The sequence below is a fragment of the Streptomyces sp. GL_148 genome (assembly GCF_057834205.1).
This window is the reverse complement of sequence record NZ_CM174396.1, coordinates 613,195-628,080: the sequence shown is the minus strand read 5'-3', so window position 1 is coordinate 628,080 and position 14,886 is coordinate 613,195. Positions and strand designations below refer to the sequence as shown.

Here is a 14,886-nt window from a genome sequence, read left to right as displayed (position 1 = left end):
CAAAGGATGTCACAGGTCACGGAACCGAGAAGCTGGAACACTAAGCCCCTGCTGGAGCGGGAGGCGGAAGTCCTCGCGATCCAACGCGCGGTGGACGTACTCTGCGCCGTCTCGGGCAATGGCTCGGCCAACCGCAGCGGGGGTGTCCTGACCTTCGCCGGATCGGCCGGCATAGGCAAGACCACCCTGCTGAACGAGGCCCGCCGCCACGCCGCCGACCGCTCCTGCACCGTGCTCTTCGCGCGCGGCGGCGAGCAGGAGCGGCAGGTTCCGTTCCACGTGATGCGCCAGCTCATCCAGCCGGCCCTCGCCGCCATGAGCGAGGACGAACGGCGCGACGCGCTCGGCAACTGGTACGGCATCATCGCCCCCGCGCTCGGGCTGACCGCCGCCCCGAAGGGGCCGACGGGGCCCGACCCGCAGGGCGTGCGCGACGGACTCGACTGGGTGGTCACGCATTTAGCGGTACGCAGCGCCCCCGTCGTGCTGATCGTCGACGACGCGCACTGGGCGGACGCGGAGTCCCTGAGCTGGCTCACCTCCTTCGCGGCGCGCGCCGAAGAACTGGCCATGCTGATCATGGTGGCCTGCCGGCCCGACGAGATCCCCGCCGACGCCGGCACGCTGCGCGCCCTCATGGGACGCCAGGGGACGCGCCCGCACGAGCTGGCTCCCCTGACCACGAGCGCCGTCGCGCGCATCGTGCGCGACGCCCTCGGTGAGAACGCGGACAACGTGTTCTGCCGCGAATGCTGGGCGATCACCGGCGGAAACCCCTTTGAGGTGGTCGAGCTGGTCATGAAGGGCCGCGACCGGGGGTTGAAGCCGTACCAGGGCAACATCCCCCAACTGCGGGACCTGGCTTCCGCGGTCAAGGGCAGCGGCCTGATCGACCGGCTCGAACAGCTCGGCCCGTCCACCGTCCGGCTCGCGTGGGCCGCCGCCGTGCTCGGCACCGCGGTCCCCCTCGGCATCGTCGGTGGCGTGGCCGCCCTCGGTGAGGCGCAGGCCGCCGAGGCCATCGACCGGCTGCGGGCCGCACGCATCCTGACCGTCCTCACGGGCGTACGGCGCAAGGAAGTCGTGGAGTTCTTCCACCCGCTCATCGCCACCGCCGTGTACCGCTCGATTCCGCCCGGTGTACGCGTAGCCATGCACGGGATGGCCGCCCAGGCCGTGATCGACGACGGGCAGGGTTCCGCGGCCGCCGCCCGCCACCTGCTGGAGATGCACCCCGAGGGCGACCCGTGGGTCGTACAGCAGCTGCGCCAGGCCGCGCGCGAGAGCTTCTCCGCGGGCGCTCCTGATGCCGCGCGCCGCTACCTGGCACGTGCCCTGCGCGAGCCCCCGGAGGTGGAGGACCGCGCCGAGGTCCTGTTCGAACTCGGATCCGCCAACCTCCTGCACGAGCCCGCGACGACGATCAACCAGCTCAGGGCCGCGCTGGAGGAGCCCAAGACCGACCAGGCCCTGCGCGAGGCGATCACGTACCGGCTCGCCCAGGCGCTCGGCCACACGGGTCAGCTGGGTCTGGCGGCAGGGCTCCTCGCGGACGAGGCCCGGCGTGCCACGAGCTCCCGTACGCGGCTGCGCATGCAGGCTGAGCAGTTCAAATGGAACGCTGTCCGGTTCGACGAGGAGAACTCGCCCGCCCGCTCCCGGCTCCTCGCCCAGTTCGCCAAGCGGCTCACCGGTCGGGGTCTGCCCGAGCGGCACATCCTCGGTCTGCGGGCCTGGGACGCCGCGATGCGCGGCGAGTCCGCCTCCACCGCCCTGGAGTACGCGGAACAGGCGCTTGACGGGGGCATGGACTGGACCGACCAGGACTTCGGCTTCGAGGTGCCCGCCGTCCTCGCGGTCACGCTCATGTACTGCGACCAGCCCGGCCGGGCCGAGGACCTCTTCAACACCGCGATCGTCGAGTTCGAGGGGAAGGGCTGGCGCGGCGCGCACCTGTCGTTCGTCTACACCCTGCTCGGCTACGTCCGCTACCGGCGCGGGCAGCTCGCCGAGGCCGAGGACTTCGTACGCAACGGTCTGCAGATCGCCGACCGCGTCGGCACCGGGATCCCGGCGCAGTGGTACGCGATCGGTACCCTCATCGAGACCCTGCTCGCCCGGGGGAACACCGCCGAGGCCCAGCGCATCGCCAAGGCCTACAAGCTGGCGGACGGCTTCCCCCAGGCCGTGGTCTATCCCGATCCGCAGGCCGTGTGGGGCAAACTGCTCCTGGCCCAGGGCAGGATCGAGGAGGCGGAGCACCACCTCACCGCAGCCGGCCGGCGCCTGGATCTGCGCGGAACGCGCAATCCCTCGTGGAGCCCCTGGCAGCTGGACTTGGCGCTCGCGCAGGCAACGCACGCGCCCGAGCAGGCACGGGCCACGGCGGCCGAAGCGGTCGCACGGGCCCGCGCGTTCGGGACGTCCAGCGTGATCGGACACGCCCTGCGCGTCGCGGCCGCGGCCACGGACCCGTCCCAGGCGGCGGGCCTGCTGCAGGAGGCGGTGGAGCACCTCGAACAGTCTCCGGCCGCCTGCGAACTCGCGCACGCGCTCATCGACCACGGCATGGCCCTGCACGCCATCGGCGACCCGCACCAGGCGGCACAACAGACCTACCGGGGCATGGAGTTGGCCGCCGACTGCGGCGCCGACGGGCTCGTGAGCCGGGCCAGGACCCAGCTGGCCGCGGCAGGTCTGCGGCCTCGCCGTCTGCACACCTCCGAGCAGGACACCTTGACCGTCGCCGAGCTCACGGCTGCCCGCCACGCCTCGGCGGGGATGGACAACAGGGCGATCGCCGCGGCGATGCACACCAACGCCCAAGCGGTGTCCGAGCTGTTGTCCGCGGTCTTCACGAAACTGGGCACCGACCGGCTCGGACTGCACCGGGCGCTCGGAGCCTGATCGCACGGCCGGCCCGGAGGGGAGCCCGGCCCGGCATCGGTGTCCCTCGGGTGCGCCCCGCTGCGTCTCTGGTCAGCACGGCCAATACCGGTGCTGGTGGTGTTCTCGGTTGCCGCCCAGTAGACGCGCGATGCGGCGGTCTCGGGTCGTTGGTTGTACTCACACCAGACGGCGCTGGAGCATCATGGCGTCGTGGGGGATAGGTGGCTGCCGCGGGCTGCAGCCGACCGTCGCGCTGGAACTGGTCGAGCCCCGCAGCCTCGTTGACCGAGCAAGGCCAAGACGGGGACGTCGGGCGTGGCCACCTTGCTGGTTACGCTGCGTTGAGCACGACGCGTTTGTGGTCGTGGTGGTGCGAAGCGGACGCTGTAGAGACAAGGCTGGGACTGACGCTGGACCCGGACGCCGAGCCGCGGCCGCCTCCCGCCGCGCCAGCTCCTCCAAAACGAGCCCATCCCCGGCCACCTCTCACACTCCTACCGAAACGCTGGAAGACACAAGGCACCCCTGCCGGCCCCAACGGCTACCCCGGCCGGCAAAGGCCCTGGACAGGGTCGGGCGCCGGGTTGCCGGCCGGGCCCGACCCTGTGTTGGTTCAGCTCTTGCCGGTAAGGCGCCAGACCTGGTTCTTCTTGGTGGCCAGGGCACTGGCGGAGTCACAGGTCCACTGGTGGACCAGTGCTCCGACGGCGGTGGAGATCTCGCTGACGTCCACGCACTTGCCGCTGTGCACCGCGACGAGCTGGTAGTCGTTGGCGGCGACCTGCCGCAGCGTGAACTGCTGGCTCGTGCCGCCGTGGCAGGTCCACTGGTGGACCGCGGCGCCGTCGGCGGTGGAGACGCCGCGGATGTCGAGGCACTTGCCGCTGTAGCGGTTCACCAGGGAGTAGGTGTCCGCCACCCCTGGCACCGGGTGGAAGTCGAACCGCTGTTCCTCACCGGCGCCGCAGGTGGACTGCCGGTACTGAGTGCCGTCGGCGGTGCTCTGGTTGGGGTCGTCCAGGCAGTACCCGCTGTGCTGGGCGACGGCGGTTGACGAGAAGGTGGGCCGGCCGGTCGTGAACTGCCACCAGTTCATATTGAACAGGTACCCGCTGCCACCGGCGAAGCGCAGGTACAGATCGTGGGTTCCGGTCGCGCCGGTAACAGGGCACGAGACCGTGCTCCAGGTCTGCCAGCCTCCGGTGCCCGACACAGTGCATGTCCCGACCGTTGGCCCAGTAGGACTGTCCAGGTGCAGCTCAATTCGGCCGCCACTGGTGCTTGAGGCCACCCTGGCGGTGAACGAGCCGGCACCGGTGCCGAATGCTACGCCTTTGACCTTGGTGTAATCGCCGTTTTCAATCCAGCTGATGTTCATCCCGCCCTCGCTGGAGGGTTCGGTTTCGATGCCGCTGCCCCACGCGATGGTCTCGGCTTCCTGGCGGACATAAGGATCGAGCGTGCCGGCCTGCGGCGCCCCGGCCGTCGTCATATTGATCGTTGGAATGGTGCCGTCGGTGTTGTAGCTGAACTTCTCCACCGCGACCGACCGGGTGAAGCCACCGCCGCCCGGCAGAGCGCCGTTGTGGTAGAAGAAGTACGAGCCGCCGTTGAAGTCGATGACGCCGACGTGGTTGGTGAAGCTGCTGCCCTGCGCGGGCATGATGGTGCCGCGATACGTCCACGGTCCGGTCGGGCCGGGCGAGGTGGAGTAGGCGATGAACTCAGAGCAGCATTTCGCCGCGAACACCATGTAGTACAGGCCGTTTCGCTTGTAGAACCACGGGCCTTCCTCGTACAGGGTGGGCCGGTTCGCGTCTCCCGTGCGGGTGCCGAACCCCGCGGTGGTCAGCGGTATCTGCGTCGGGCTGCCGGAGTACGAGATCATGTCGGCGTTGAGCCGCACGTACCACAGACTCGGGTTGCCGTAATACAGGTAGGCTTGCCCGTCGTCGTCGATGAAGACGGTGGGGTCGATTTCGGAGTTCTGGATCAGTGGACCGCCGAGCGCGTCGCGGAACGGCCCGGTGGGGCTGTCCGAGACCCCGACTCCGATGGCTTGCGATCCGTTGGACATTCGCACCGGCACATACCAGTAGAACTTGCCGTTGCGGTAGACGGCCTGTCCCGCCCAGGCGTCCGCGCTGGCCCAGCTGAAGGTCGACAGGCTCATCGGCGAGCCGTGATCAGTCCAGTTCACCATGTCCGACGAGGACGACACCCGCCACTCGCGCATCGTGAAAGACGTCGGCGTCGCGTTGTCCTCATCGTGTCCGGTGTACAGATAGACCCGGCCGTTGTAGACCAGCGGTGCCGGGTCGGCGGTGTAAACGTGTTGCACGATCGGGTTGTCCGCCTGGGCCGCGGCCGGAAGAAATGCCATCATGCATAGAAGGCTTATCGTCAAGGCGAGGACGCGTTTCGACGACCGCTGAAGTACGAATGTCACTGTTTGAGTCCCTTATTCGGTTGGGATATGAAGCGGTGGCGCCGGCGGGGACCGCCAGAAGCCGGACCTCTAGGGCCTGTCGTCAAGCTCCCGTCGTCGCCCGAAGGGCGGCCGCGCGGCGTCTGGTGCGTGCTCTCGGCGCGCCGGGCGAAAGTCCGCGTACTGGACGTACTCGGGCTTTCGCCCGGTGCGGCGAGAGCGCGTGCCAGGCGTCGCGCGGCAGACGGGAGTTTGACGACAGGCCCTAGCGCTGCAGTGTCAGCACGCCCGGCCGGTACGGCAGGAGGCCGTAGTCCATGCCGTCGGCTGGTGGCCGTGAACGAGCGGAAGAAGCGGCCGCGCCAGTCCCGCGCCTCGACGATCACGAGGTACTGGTTCTGACCCTGAACTTCGTAGACCTCAACCACCGCGAACAGGTTGGCCGCCGTGTCGCTCATGATCTTCGTGAACAACGAACCGAAGCTGCCCGGAAACTTGCCAATGGGCATGCCGGCGCGGTGGATGCCGCTTCAAGACCCTCCACGCGGAAGGGGTCAGGCACGTCCGCGCCCGACCCCTTCCGCGTGGTTCAACCTGCGCAGGGTCTATCAGCACATCTGGGCGAAGTGGTGCTGCCGCCTTGGAGCGGCGGCACCGCTTGTACCCGTCAGGCCGGCGGCCGGGTCTGGTTCATCGGTAGCCGGCGGCGGCGATGTTCGCCTGGACCGCATTTTCGGTCGCATCCGACGGGTAGCCCGCGACCATGGCACCCTCGTAGAACGTGCCAGCGCTATCGTTGATATTGCCTACGTCGGGTGAGCAGCAGTCGCCGCCACTGCCCAAGACGATGGCGCCTTGCTTCCGCATCGGGCTGTATACGTTGGGCTCGTTGGGAAGCGCGCCGTCCCATAGGGTGTTCAGGCTTCCGGCCTGGGCATTGCTGCCCTTGAGCGCGAATCGCGACGTCCCGTTGTTCTTGAGTGTCGCCGTGACGAACTTGCTGGTGAACGCCTGCTGGTTCGGGTTCCACCTGCTGGCGCCACCTGGGAACAGGCCCCATTCGAGGTCGGCCTGCACCCAGGGTCCGGTTCCGGGGCACCCGCCGAACCAGCAGCTCGTCCCGAAGTAGATGGCGTCCATGGCACCTGGCCCGTCGGCCTTGCGGGTGGTTTCGCTGTTGCCGTAGTCGAAGCAGCAGCCGCTGTTGACATGCGTACCGCTGGTGACCATGTACATGCCCTCGGGTTCGCTGCCCGTCGGGACACCCGTCAGGTGGCCGTCGCGCCAGTAGCTGTTCCCGGGGTTGATGTAGAGCGAGTAGGCCTTGCTGCCACCGACGGTCAGCGATTCGGTGGTCGCTACGGCCGGGCGGCTCTGTGGTGAGCCTGGGACCACGCTGGAACCCTGGTACCACAGGTCGTTGCCACGCCCGGACTGATCGAACAGGACCGTGATGACACACGTGGTGTTTGCGCAGAAAGAGTCCTGGGCCGCCGCGTTGGCGACGCCCCCAGGGGTCAGTACGCCGATGTTGCGGGTTGTGTTGTCTGAGCGTCTGACCTGATACAGGTCTCCGTTGTAGGCGCTGTAGAGGGCGCGCGTCGTGCTGTGCGCCGCCACGCAGGGCGTACCACCTGCGCCGTAAATGTCGCACGGGCCGGAGCCGGTGCCCCCATCCACCTTGACGAGTTGCCACTGCTGGTTGGTGCCGCCCCAGTCGCTGTACTGTACGACGTTGGCGCCGTCGTTGGTCGCCGCGTTCTGGACCTCGACCGCCTTATTGCTGTTGCGGTTGATCAGCCGGACGTAGCCGCTGTCGGAGTCGGCCAACCGGAACTGCTGGTTGGCTCCGCCGTGGTCGGTCCACTGGTGGATGGCGGCACCGTCGGCTGTCGACCAGCTGGACACGTCGATCACCTTGCCCGAGTGCCGCGCCTTGATCTGGTAGTAGCCGCCGCCGGAGTCCACGAACTGGAACTGCTGGTTGTCGGCGTTGGTGCGGGTCCACTGGACGACGTTGGCGCCGTCGGCGGTGGAGGAGTTGTAGACGTCGAGGGCCTTGCCGCTGTTGTGGTTCACCAGTACGTACCAGGCGGTGGTGTCCACCGCGGCGGCCGACGCCGGCGTCGTGGCCACCGTGAGCGACCAGCCCACAATCGCCATGGCTGCCGCGGCGGCCACCCCCGACCGCCACCGACGACGCCACCTCGCGGCGCGCGCTAACCAAACCGACATAGCGTCTTCCTTCCATCATCTGGGATCGCCGACATGAGACGGGCCGCACCGGCGCGGACGCCGACGACACCCGCACACGGGCAACTGCCCGGGAAGTGATTTGTTAGCGCTAACATTTCCGGGAGCGAGCCGTGCGGGAATGTGTGGGGTGTATGTGTTGAGTAGCCAACCGACGGTGCGGCTGAACGCGCCACGTGTACTGTGAGCGCTAACATCGGCCGCGTCAAGATGTAACGGGAAGGTTTTCGGAGGAAGTCCCTTGTGAGACCGCGCACCGGCCAAGGGGGAGAACCTCTTCGAACCGCGGATCGGCTCGACCGCGAGGGTGATGCCGATCCGCGTCAAGGGCGGCGAGCTGAGGCTGACCCCGGACCGCGCGGTGCTCGACTCCCCGAAGGCGGTGTTCCCCGTCTGCATCGACCCCACAGTCAGCGGCGCACGCCTGAACTGGACGGCCGTCGCCAAGAGCTTCCCGAGCACCTCGTACTGGAACCACTCGTCCAACCTCGCGCGCTCGGGTTACGAGTCCGATACCAGCGGCACTTGGCGCTCCATAGGGTCGCCACGGCTAACACCTCCAGGGGCTACAACGCCAGTTGCCCCGCTGGGAACCTGGAGTTCGACACCAAGTCCGTGGCCGACCTCGCGGTCGCCCACAAGTGGCCCAATTCCACCCACGGACCGGGCCCACTGGGCGACGGCGAGGTAGGAGCGGGCACCGGCCAGGACCGCGCAGGCCGCGACCAGCAGTACCGAGGTCAGGGGGCCGCGTGTGACAGCAGGAAGCCTGCGCACAGGAGCGGTCCTTCCGTTCCGTCGAGGTCCGTTCCGGTGCGGCCGCCGACGTCGGAAACCGGCATAGGAGCGCTCCCATTCGTAGGCAAATGAAGCCGGCCCCGCCCGGTGGGCGTCAAGACACGCGTCCGAGTTCACCTTCCGTAACCGGACTTCCCCCTGCCCCACCGCGTACAGTCGATGGGCCCGTCCGGGTCGACCTCCCCATGGACACCGCCTGGTCCCTTCGGGTTCACCCCGAAGGGACCAGGCCGGCGTTTCCCAACGGCCGTGAAGCCAACGGCCCGAGCCGACCCCTGTCAGTAGCCGACGTGGAACGTGGCGTCGGCCTTCTCCGTGGTGGTGGAGATCGGGTCGATGCGCAGGACGTAGCCGGTGTGCCGGATGTAGTGCGTCGGGAAGTTGTGCGAACGGAAGGACGACCAGGCGGAGTCGGCCAGTCCGGCGGTGCTGTGGAACGTGGCGTCCGCGGCGAAGGTCGCGGTGCCGTCGTTCTCTTCCAGCCGCAGGTCGTAGTTGTAGTGCCGCAGATAGCGGGTCGGGAAGTTGACCGACTGGAAGGACACGCCCGCGCTGTCGGCCAGGCCGGGCACGAGCTTCCACTGCGAGTCGGTGTACGGGTCGAACGGGTAGACATCGATCCGGCCGACGGAGTTGGCATGACGGACGTAACGGTCGGGGTAGTTGTAGGACTTCAGCCGGTTCCAGGCGGGGCTGCCCCACTTCGCCACGAGGTTGTCGTACTCGGTCATGGTGATCGTCGCGATGGTGCAGTGCTTGGAGTTGAGCGGCTGGGTGTAGAGGCGCTGGTCGAGCGCGGTCCAGGTGCCGGCGGCGAGGTCGTTGCTCTGCCAGGCGTAGAAGACGCCGTTCGGCGTGTAGGTGTCGCCCCACAGGTACCAGGATCCGGAGGTCAGGGACTTCACCAGGGTCGGCGCCTCGGTTCCGCCGTGGGCGGCCGCCGTGCTGAAGGGCGTGAAGCTGCCCGGCTGCAGGGTGGTCGACCGCGCGCCCACGAGGGCCTGGTCCCTCCCCCTGTAGTAGAGGTAGTTGACGCCGTTCACGCCCACGGTGAGGTTGCCGTCGATGATGTCGTAGCCGGGGTCGAAGAAGACCTGCGGGGACGTCACCGTCTGGAAGTTCGTGGTGTAGTTCACCATGAGCACCTTGTGGCCGCTGGCGTTGACCGACGAGTAGATGATCCCGTACTCGCCCCGACCGGCGTCCCAGAACGCCTCGGGTGCCCAGCTGTGGGTGACCATGTCGTGCAGCTTCAGCCGGCGGTAGCCGGTGAGGGTGCGCAGGTCCGCGGAGTCCCAGACGTGGATGTACTGACTGTTGTAGCCCCAGTCGGTGCCCTTGAGGTCGGTGGCGAGTACGACGAAGGTGCCGTCCTGCTTGCGCATGATGAACGGATCACGCAGGCCGCCCGCACCCGCGGTCGGGGTCACCACGGGGTTGTTCTGGTTGAGCGGCATCCAGCGGAGGCCGTCGGTGCTGACGGCCAGGTGCAGGCCGTAGTCGGCCTCCAGCATGGTCGCGGACTCGGTGAAGTAGCCCATGACGTAGGCCGCGTCGGCGGCGTAGGCGGGTAGGGCGCCGAGCGTCAACGTTCCGGTCAGGGCCAGCGGGACGGTGGCGGCCATACCGAGGAACAGTCGGCGCGACGGGTGGGGGCCGGGGCCGGGCCCGGTTGTGGCGGTCATTTGCGCTCCAGGGTGCGTGGGGGCGGGCGGCCGTTCTAGGCAGCCACGGCATGCACCGTCGCAGTGCTGGGCGGGGGCGCCCCGGACCACGGGATGCAACGGGTCCCGCGGGTTGTCGCGGACGTTGCGCCCCGGTGCAGGAGGTTGCTGCCCGTTCCGTGGAGCCCGCCCGTCGGGGGTGTGGGGACGGAGGAAGCTGGACCGAATGTTAGCGTTAACAATTCAGTCGGCGAGGTCAGGCGTCAGATGAAGGTGGCTCGATGGCCATCACTATGGGTCAGCCCGAGTAGTGCGTCAAGGTCACGCGCAAGGTCATCCCGCGGCCCGACCGGGAATCGCGGCCCGGCCCGATCCGTCATCCCGGACGGTACGTCAGCCTCGACGAAGCCCAGCCAGCGCCAGGGGATCGCGCACCCACGACACCGCAGCCGCGCGCCTGCTGTCCGCCGTCACCGGGACCGGCCGCACCGTCACCCGGCTACGGGTCCCGCACAAGACGAACGAAATCACTGGCTTCGCCCACCTGTTGGCCCCCTTTGACCTGGTCGGCGTGGTGGTCACTGCCGATGCGCAGCACACGCAGCGTGAGCATGTCCACTTCCTCGTCGAGGAGCAGGCCGCGCACTACCTGTTCGTGGTCAAGGGCAACCAACCAGGGTTGTTCGCCACGCTGCGATCCCTGGCCTGGAGGCAGGTCGCCGCACGCCGCTACGACCGTGAAGCCGGACACGGACGGCGCGAGACCCGCTCGATCCGCGCACTCACCGTCACCGACCTCGCGCTGGACTTCCCGCACGTCGCGCAGGCAGCGAAGATCCTGCGCCACCCCACCGACGGCCTCCGCGAAATGTCCTACGCACCCTTCACCCGCCCGCTGGAGCAAGCCGGCCCGACGAGCAGGACACGCCCACTGGGGCACGTCGAGGGGGGAGCCCCCGGAACTCCGGGCGCTCCCCCTTCTACTGACAGATCGTCAAGCAAGCTTCAGACGGGACGGATCCGTCCACCCGGTCGACACGACCCGGGGCGTGCCCCAGCTGCCGCCCGTTGCCGTGACATTCCCGTTGGGCCGGGCCCGCACCTCACCGTTGCCGTCGACGCTGATGACCTCCTCAAGGCGGTCTCCGTCCAGGTCTGCGAAGAACGTGCGCGCGGGGTCCGTCCAGCCGGAGCCGATGACCACAGGCGCGGCCCAGTTGAAGTTGAGGCCGTCCGCGTTGACCCACGCGCGCAGCTGGCCGTTGGTGTCGATGCTCACCAGGTCGTCGCGGCCGTCCCCGTTGAGGTCGGCGAACCGCACCCGCGTGGGGTCCGTCCAGCCCGAGCCCACCGTGCGCTGCGCACCCCACACGTTGTCGATGCCCCGGACGTTGGGCCAGGCCTGGATCGTGCCGTCCGCGTCGATGCGGATCAGGTCGTCGCGGCCGTCCCCGTCCAGGTCGGCGAAGCGCAGCCGCGCTGGGTCCGGGAAGTACTCGCCGACCTTGCGGCCGGTGCCGTAGACGTCGTTGAGCCCGTCGATGTTGGGGTAACCGCGCAGCACGCCGTCCGTCTTGAGGTAGACGAACTCCTTCTTCCCGTCCCCGTCGAGGTCGGTGAAGAACGCCCGCGCCGGGTCGGTGGAGGTGCCGGCCGAGTACCGTTCCGGGCCCCACGCCCCGTGCACGCCGTCGATGTTGGGCGCGCCCCACAGCGAGCCGTCGGACTTGACGCGCACGATCTCCGCCCGGGAGTCTCCGTTGAGCGAGGCGCCCTTGCCTGAGACGCCGAGCCCTGCCGTCACCCGGCCGTCCCAGCTCAGCGTGCGTGTGAAGGCCGTGCCGTCGGTGGTGCGCAGCGTCCACAGGTTGGTGCGGGACGCGGAGGCCCGGTCGACCAGGATCACCTCGTCGGGGCCGGTGTTGTCGGTGTTGGCCGCCGACGGCTCCAGGACGTTCCAGTCCAGCGCGTCCGTGGAGCGCTGCACTTCGGTGGCGAAGGCATCACCGGCGACGTTGCCGTTGCTGGTGAGCGTCCAGAAGGTGGTCGAGTTGGTGCCCGCGTTGTAGAAGTGGCCCAGGTCGTCGCGACCGTCTCCGTTGAAGTCGCCCGCGACGGGCTTGAGCCGGTTCCAGTCCGAACACCCGGTGTCCTTCTGGCCGGATGTCGCCTTCGCGAACGTGCCGCGGACGGTGCCCGGCTGGCGGAAGGTGTCGACGCTCCAGTCGCAGCCGTTGCCCCAGTTGTAGAACCCGGCGATCTCCTGCTTCTTGTCGGTGGCGGAGTTGTCGAAGTCGCCGACGAGGGGCTTGATCCGGTCCCAGCAGAAGCCGCCGACGCCGCTGTCCCAGGCGGGCGGGGCGAAGAAGTTCGTAAAGCCGGTGCCGGTGGAGTAGAACACCCACAGTTTTGTGTGGCAGTTGGCGTAGCCGTAGTAGAGGCCGAGGTCGGCCTTGCCGTCGCCGTCGAAATCTCCGGCCACGGTCTTGATGTTGCTCAAGTACCAGCCGACGGCGCCCGCCGAGTCGAGCGCGGCGGCGGTCGGCGGCTGGTACGTGGTGCCGTCCGCGCGGTAGATCCATACGGTGATCCGGTCCCCGGCCTCCTGCCGGAGCATGGCGACGTCGGTGCGCTTGTCGCCGTCGAAGTCACCGCGCACGGTCTGGACGGCAGACGTGGCGTATCCGTTGTTGATCTCGGTACCGACGGGCGCGTAACTGCCCGAGGCGTTGGCGTGCCAGGTGTAGACGGAGTTCTGCGTGGCGCCGTCGGAGAAGACCGCCGTGGTGTCGGCGAGACCGTCACCGTTGGCGTCGCCGCGCCGCCCGGTCGGGGTGTTGGTGTTGTAGGCGGCTTGGATGCCGAACGACGCGGTGCCGGTGCTCTCCTGTCCGGCCCGGTTGATCGCCTTGACGTACAGCCAGGTCGGGTCGCTCGTCCACTGCGTGACGGGGACGGTCGCGGTGCCGTCCGGACCGGCCGCCACCGTCATGGTCAGCGCGCCCTGCCGGGTGCCGTACCGGTACTTGACGATGCCGGTGTCGCCGGGGGCCGGGCTGAGGGTGACGGGCCGGGCGGTACCGAGGGGCGGGCCGAACTCCCCGCACACGGACGGCTCGCACGGCGAGCTGACCAGCGGGGTGCTCGCGGCTCCCAGGTCGATCTCGAACTCGCAGCCGGGGGCGGTCGTGCCGGACCAGGCCAGACCGTCCCAGGTGGTCGCACGGTAGGTGTAGACGACCCCGGCCGAGAGCTTGCCGGCCTGCACCGGAGCCCAGGTCTGACTGCCGCCGCTGGCTACGGACAGGGCCGGATTCTGGCCGGCCGGCGGGTCGGAGTACACGACCTGGCCGTCACTCTTGCGGACGACCTCCAGCCGGCTGCCGACGGTGTCACCGTTGGGGTCGGACAGATTCGCGGTGAACTGTGGGGAGGTGGTTGTCAGGTACGTCCGCTCGGCGCCGGTCGCGCAGGGCTTGGCCGGGACCATGCCGAGGCCCGTGGGGGCGTTCGGCGTGTGGTTGTACTCGATCACCAGCCGGGTGTCGCCGGGGGTGAGCTGCTTGTAGACGTTGGCCGTGGCCGTGTTGATCCCGAAGGTGATGCCGTTGCCCCAGCGGTTGGTGGCCGCCTCCTGAACTTTCCCGCGGAAGGTGTCGTTGGAGGGGAAGTACAGCCCGTTGCTGTCACCGCAGCCGAACGCGGAGGACATCCAGCCGCCCCAGCCGGAGTTCGACCAGGTGGCGTTCTGCGGGTACTGCGAGCTGATGTGCAGGTTCATCGCAGTCGACGCGTCGCAGCTGGACGCGGAGTTGACGGCGACCTTGAGCCGCGCGCTGCGGATGTCCGCGCCGAAGACGGGGTCGATCCAGAAGCGGAAGATGCCCCGCCACTCGCGCGCGCCATCGTTGCCGACCTTGATGTTGCTGCCCTGTGTGCCCCAGTAGTTGGTGGTGGTGTGCTGGCTCTCGAACAGGTTCCAGTCCCACATGGGGCGTTCGAGGAAGGTCGGGTCGATGACGAGCGGGAAGCGGGCCTTCTCGTCGTTGAGCATCGCGGGGTCGGGTATGACGTCCATATCGGTGCCGGAAATCTTGACGCCGACCGTGGCCTGCTTCGCGCCGCCGGCGGGCACGGTGAGGACATCGGCCTTGCCGGCAGCCTCGGCCTTCGACATGGCGGGGGCCTTTTGCGTGACCTCCGCGGGCGTGTCCCACATCGCCGGCCGCGCCGAGACGAACACGGTCTTGCCGGCTGCGTCCTTCGCAGTCACGGCGCCCGAGGCATCCGTCGTGCTCGTCAGGCCCTTGCTGCCGCCGAGTCCGAAGCGGATCTTGCGCAGGGCCGGGTTCTTGGCGGCGGTGGCGTTCTTGACGACCAGCAGGTGGCTGAACCCGGTGGGCGTCGCACGCAGCACGAGGTCCGTGCCGGGCAGCACGTTCGGGTAGGTCGCCGCGTCACCGTCCAGGGACGGCTTGGGCAGCGCGGACGGCCAGCTGAGCGTGAACTCCTTGCCGTCCTTGGTCATCCGGGCCAGCGGGCCGGTGCCGCCGCCGGAGAATTGGAGGTCCGCGGCGGCCGCCTTGGGTGCGACGGTTCCGTCTGGACGGGCGGCGAGCGTGGTGTCGACCGGCGCCCAGGTGCCGTTGTCCTGTTTGACGCGGACCGCCGTCGGCGCGAACTCGGCGGTCAGGTGGCCGTCGGGGTTGGCGAAGACCTGGGCGGCCTCGGTGCGGTGGCTCAGTATCTCCACGCGGTGGTGGGCGGACTTCGCTGCCACGAGTGCGGCCGGTTCAGTGGCGGCGACAGCGACGTCGCTGCGCGGGGCGGGTGCCGCCGCGGCGGCGCTCGGCC

General features: G+C 68.8%; 6 protein-coding genes and 1 pseudogene. 1 reads left to right on the top strand and 6 read right to left on the bottom strand.

Translation table 11 applies throughout. The features are described from left to right. The first annotated feature begins 6 nt into the window (after window positions 1–6). Window positions 7–2,907, top strand: coding sequence for an ATP-binding protein (locus tag AC3IYI_RS02835; RefSeq protein ID WP_489408688.1), 2,901 nt, complete (start codon window positions 7–9; stop codon window positions 2,905–2,907). A 595-nt stretch (window positions 2,908–3,502) separates the two neighbouring features. Here AC3IYI_RS02835 and AC3IYI_RS02830 read toward each other — a convergent pair. From AC3IYI_RS02830 to AC3IYI_RS02805, 6 genes and pseudogenes are all read right to left on the bottom strand, one after another. After that, window positions 3,503–5,275: a family 43 glycosylhydrolase gene (locus AC3IYI_RS02830; protein ID WP_489408687.1), complete on the bottom strand. Its 1,773-nt coding sequence runs from the start codon at window positions 5,273–5,275 to the stop codon at window positions 3,503–3,505. 311 nt (window positions 5,276–5,586) lie between these two features. Continuing rightward, window positions 5,587–5,841, bottom strand: a pseudogene (locus AC3IYI_RS02825) (non-reducing end alpha-L-arabinofuranosidase family hydrolase); the annotation flags it as partial. A gap of 166 nt (window positions 5,842–6,007) precedes the next feature. Next, on the bottom strand, window positions 6,008–7,480 hold the full coding sequence (locus tag AC3IYI_RS02820) for an arabinofuranosidase catalytic domain-containing protein (protein ID WP_489411857.1): 1,473 nt from the start codon (window positions 7,478–7,480) through the stop codon (window positions 6,008–6,010). A gap of 1,166 nt (window positions 7,481–8,646) precedes the next feature. Continuing rightward, window positions 8,647–10,053, bottom strand: coding sequence for a glycoside hydrolase family 43 protein (locus AC3IYI_RS02815; RefSeq protein ID WP_489408686.1), 1,407 nt, complete (start codon window positions 10,051–10,053; stop codon window positions 8,647–8,649). A gap of 478 nt (window positions 10,054–10,531) precedes the next feature. Then, window positions 10,532–10,879 (bottom strand): hypothetical protein, encoded by a 348-nt coding sequence (locus AC3IYI_RS02810; protein WP_489408685.1) that lies wholly within the window; start codon window positions 10,877–10,879, stop codon window positions 10,532–10,534. 147 nt (window positions 10,880–11,026) lie between these two features. After that, window positions 11,027–14,812, bottom strand: coding sequence for an FG-GAP repeat domain-containing protein (locus tag AC3IYI_RS02805; RefSeq protein ID WP_489408684.1), 3,786 nt, complete (start codon window positions 14,810–14,812; stop codon window positions 11,027–11,029). Window positions 14,813–14,886: the final 74 nt, after the last annotated feature.

Bases quoted from the DNA above. Each gene is read 5' to 3' on its own strand.
- AC3IYI_RS02835 (WP_489408688.1), top strand. From the start codon at position 7: ATGTCACAGGTCACGGAACCGAGAAGCTGGAACACTAAGCCCCTGCTG.
- AC3IYI_RS02830 (WP_489408687.1), bottom strand. From the start codon at position 5,275: ATGATGGCATTTCTTCCGGCCGCGGCCCAGGCGGACAACCCGATCGTG.
- AC3IYI_RS02820 (WP_489411857.1), bottom strand. From the start codon at position 7,480: ATGGCGATTGTGGGCTGGTCGCTCACGGTGGCCACGACGCCGGCGTCG.
- AC3IYI_RS02815 (WP_489408686.1), bottom strand. From the start codon at position 10,053: ATGACCGCCACAACCGGGCCCGGCCCCGGCCCCCACCCGTCGCGCCGA.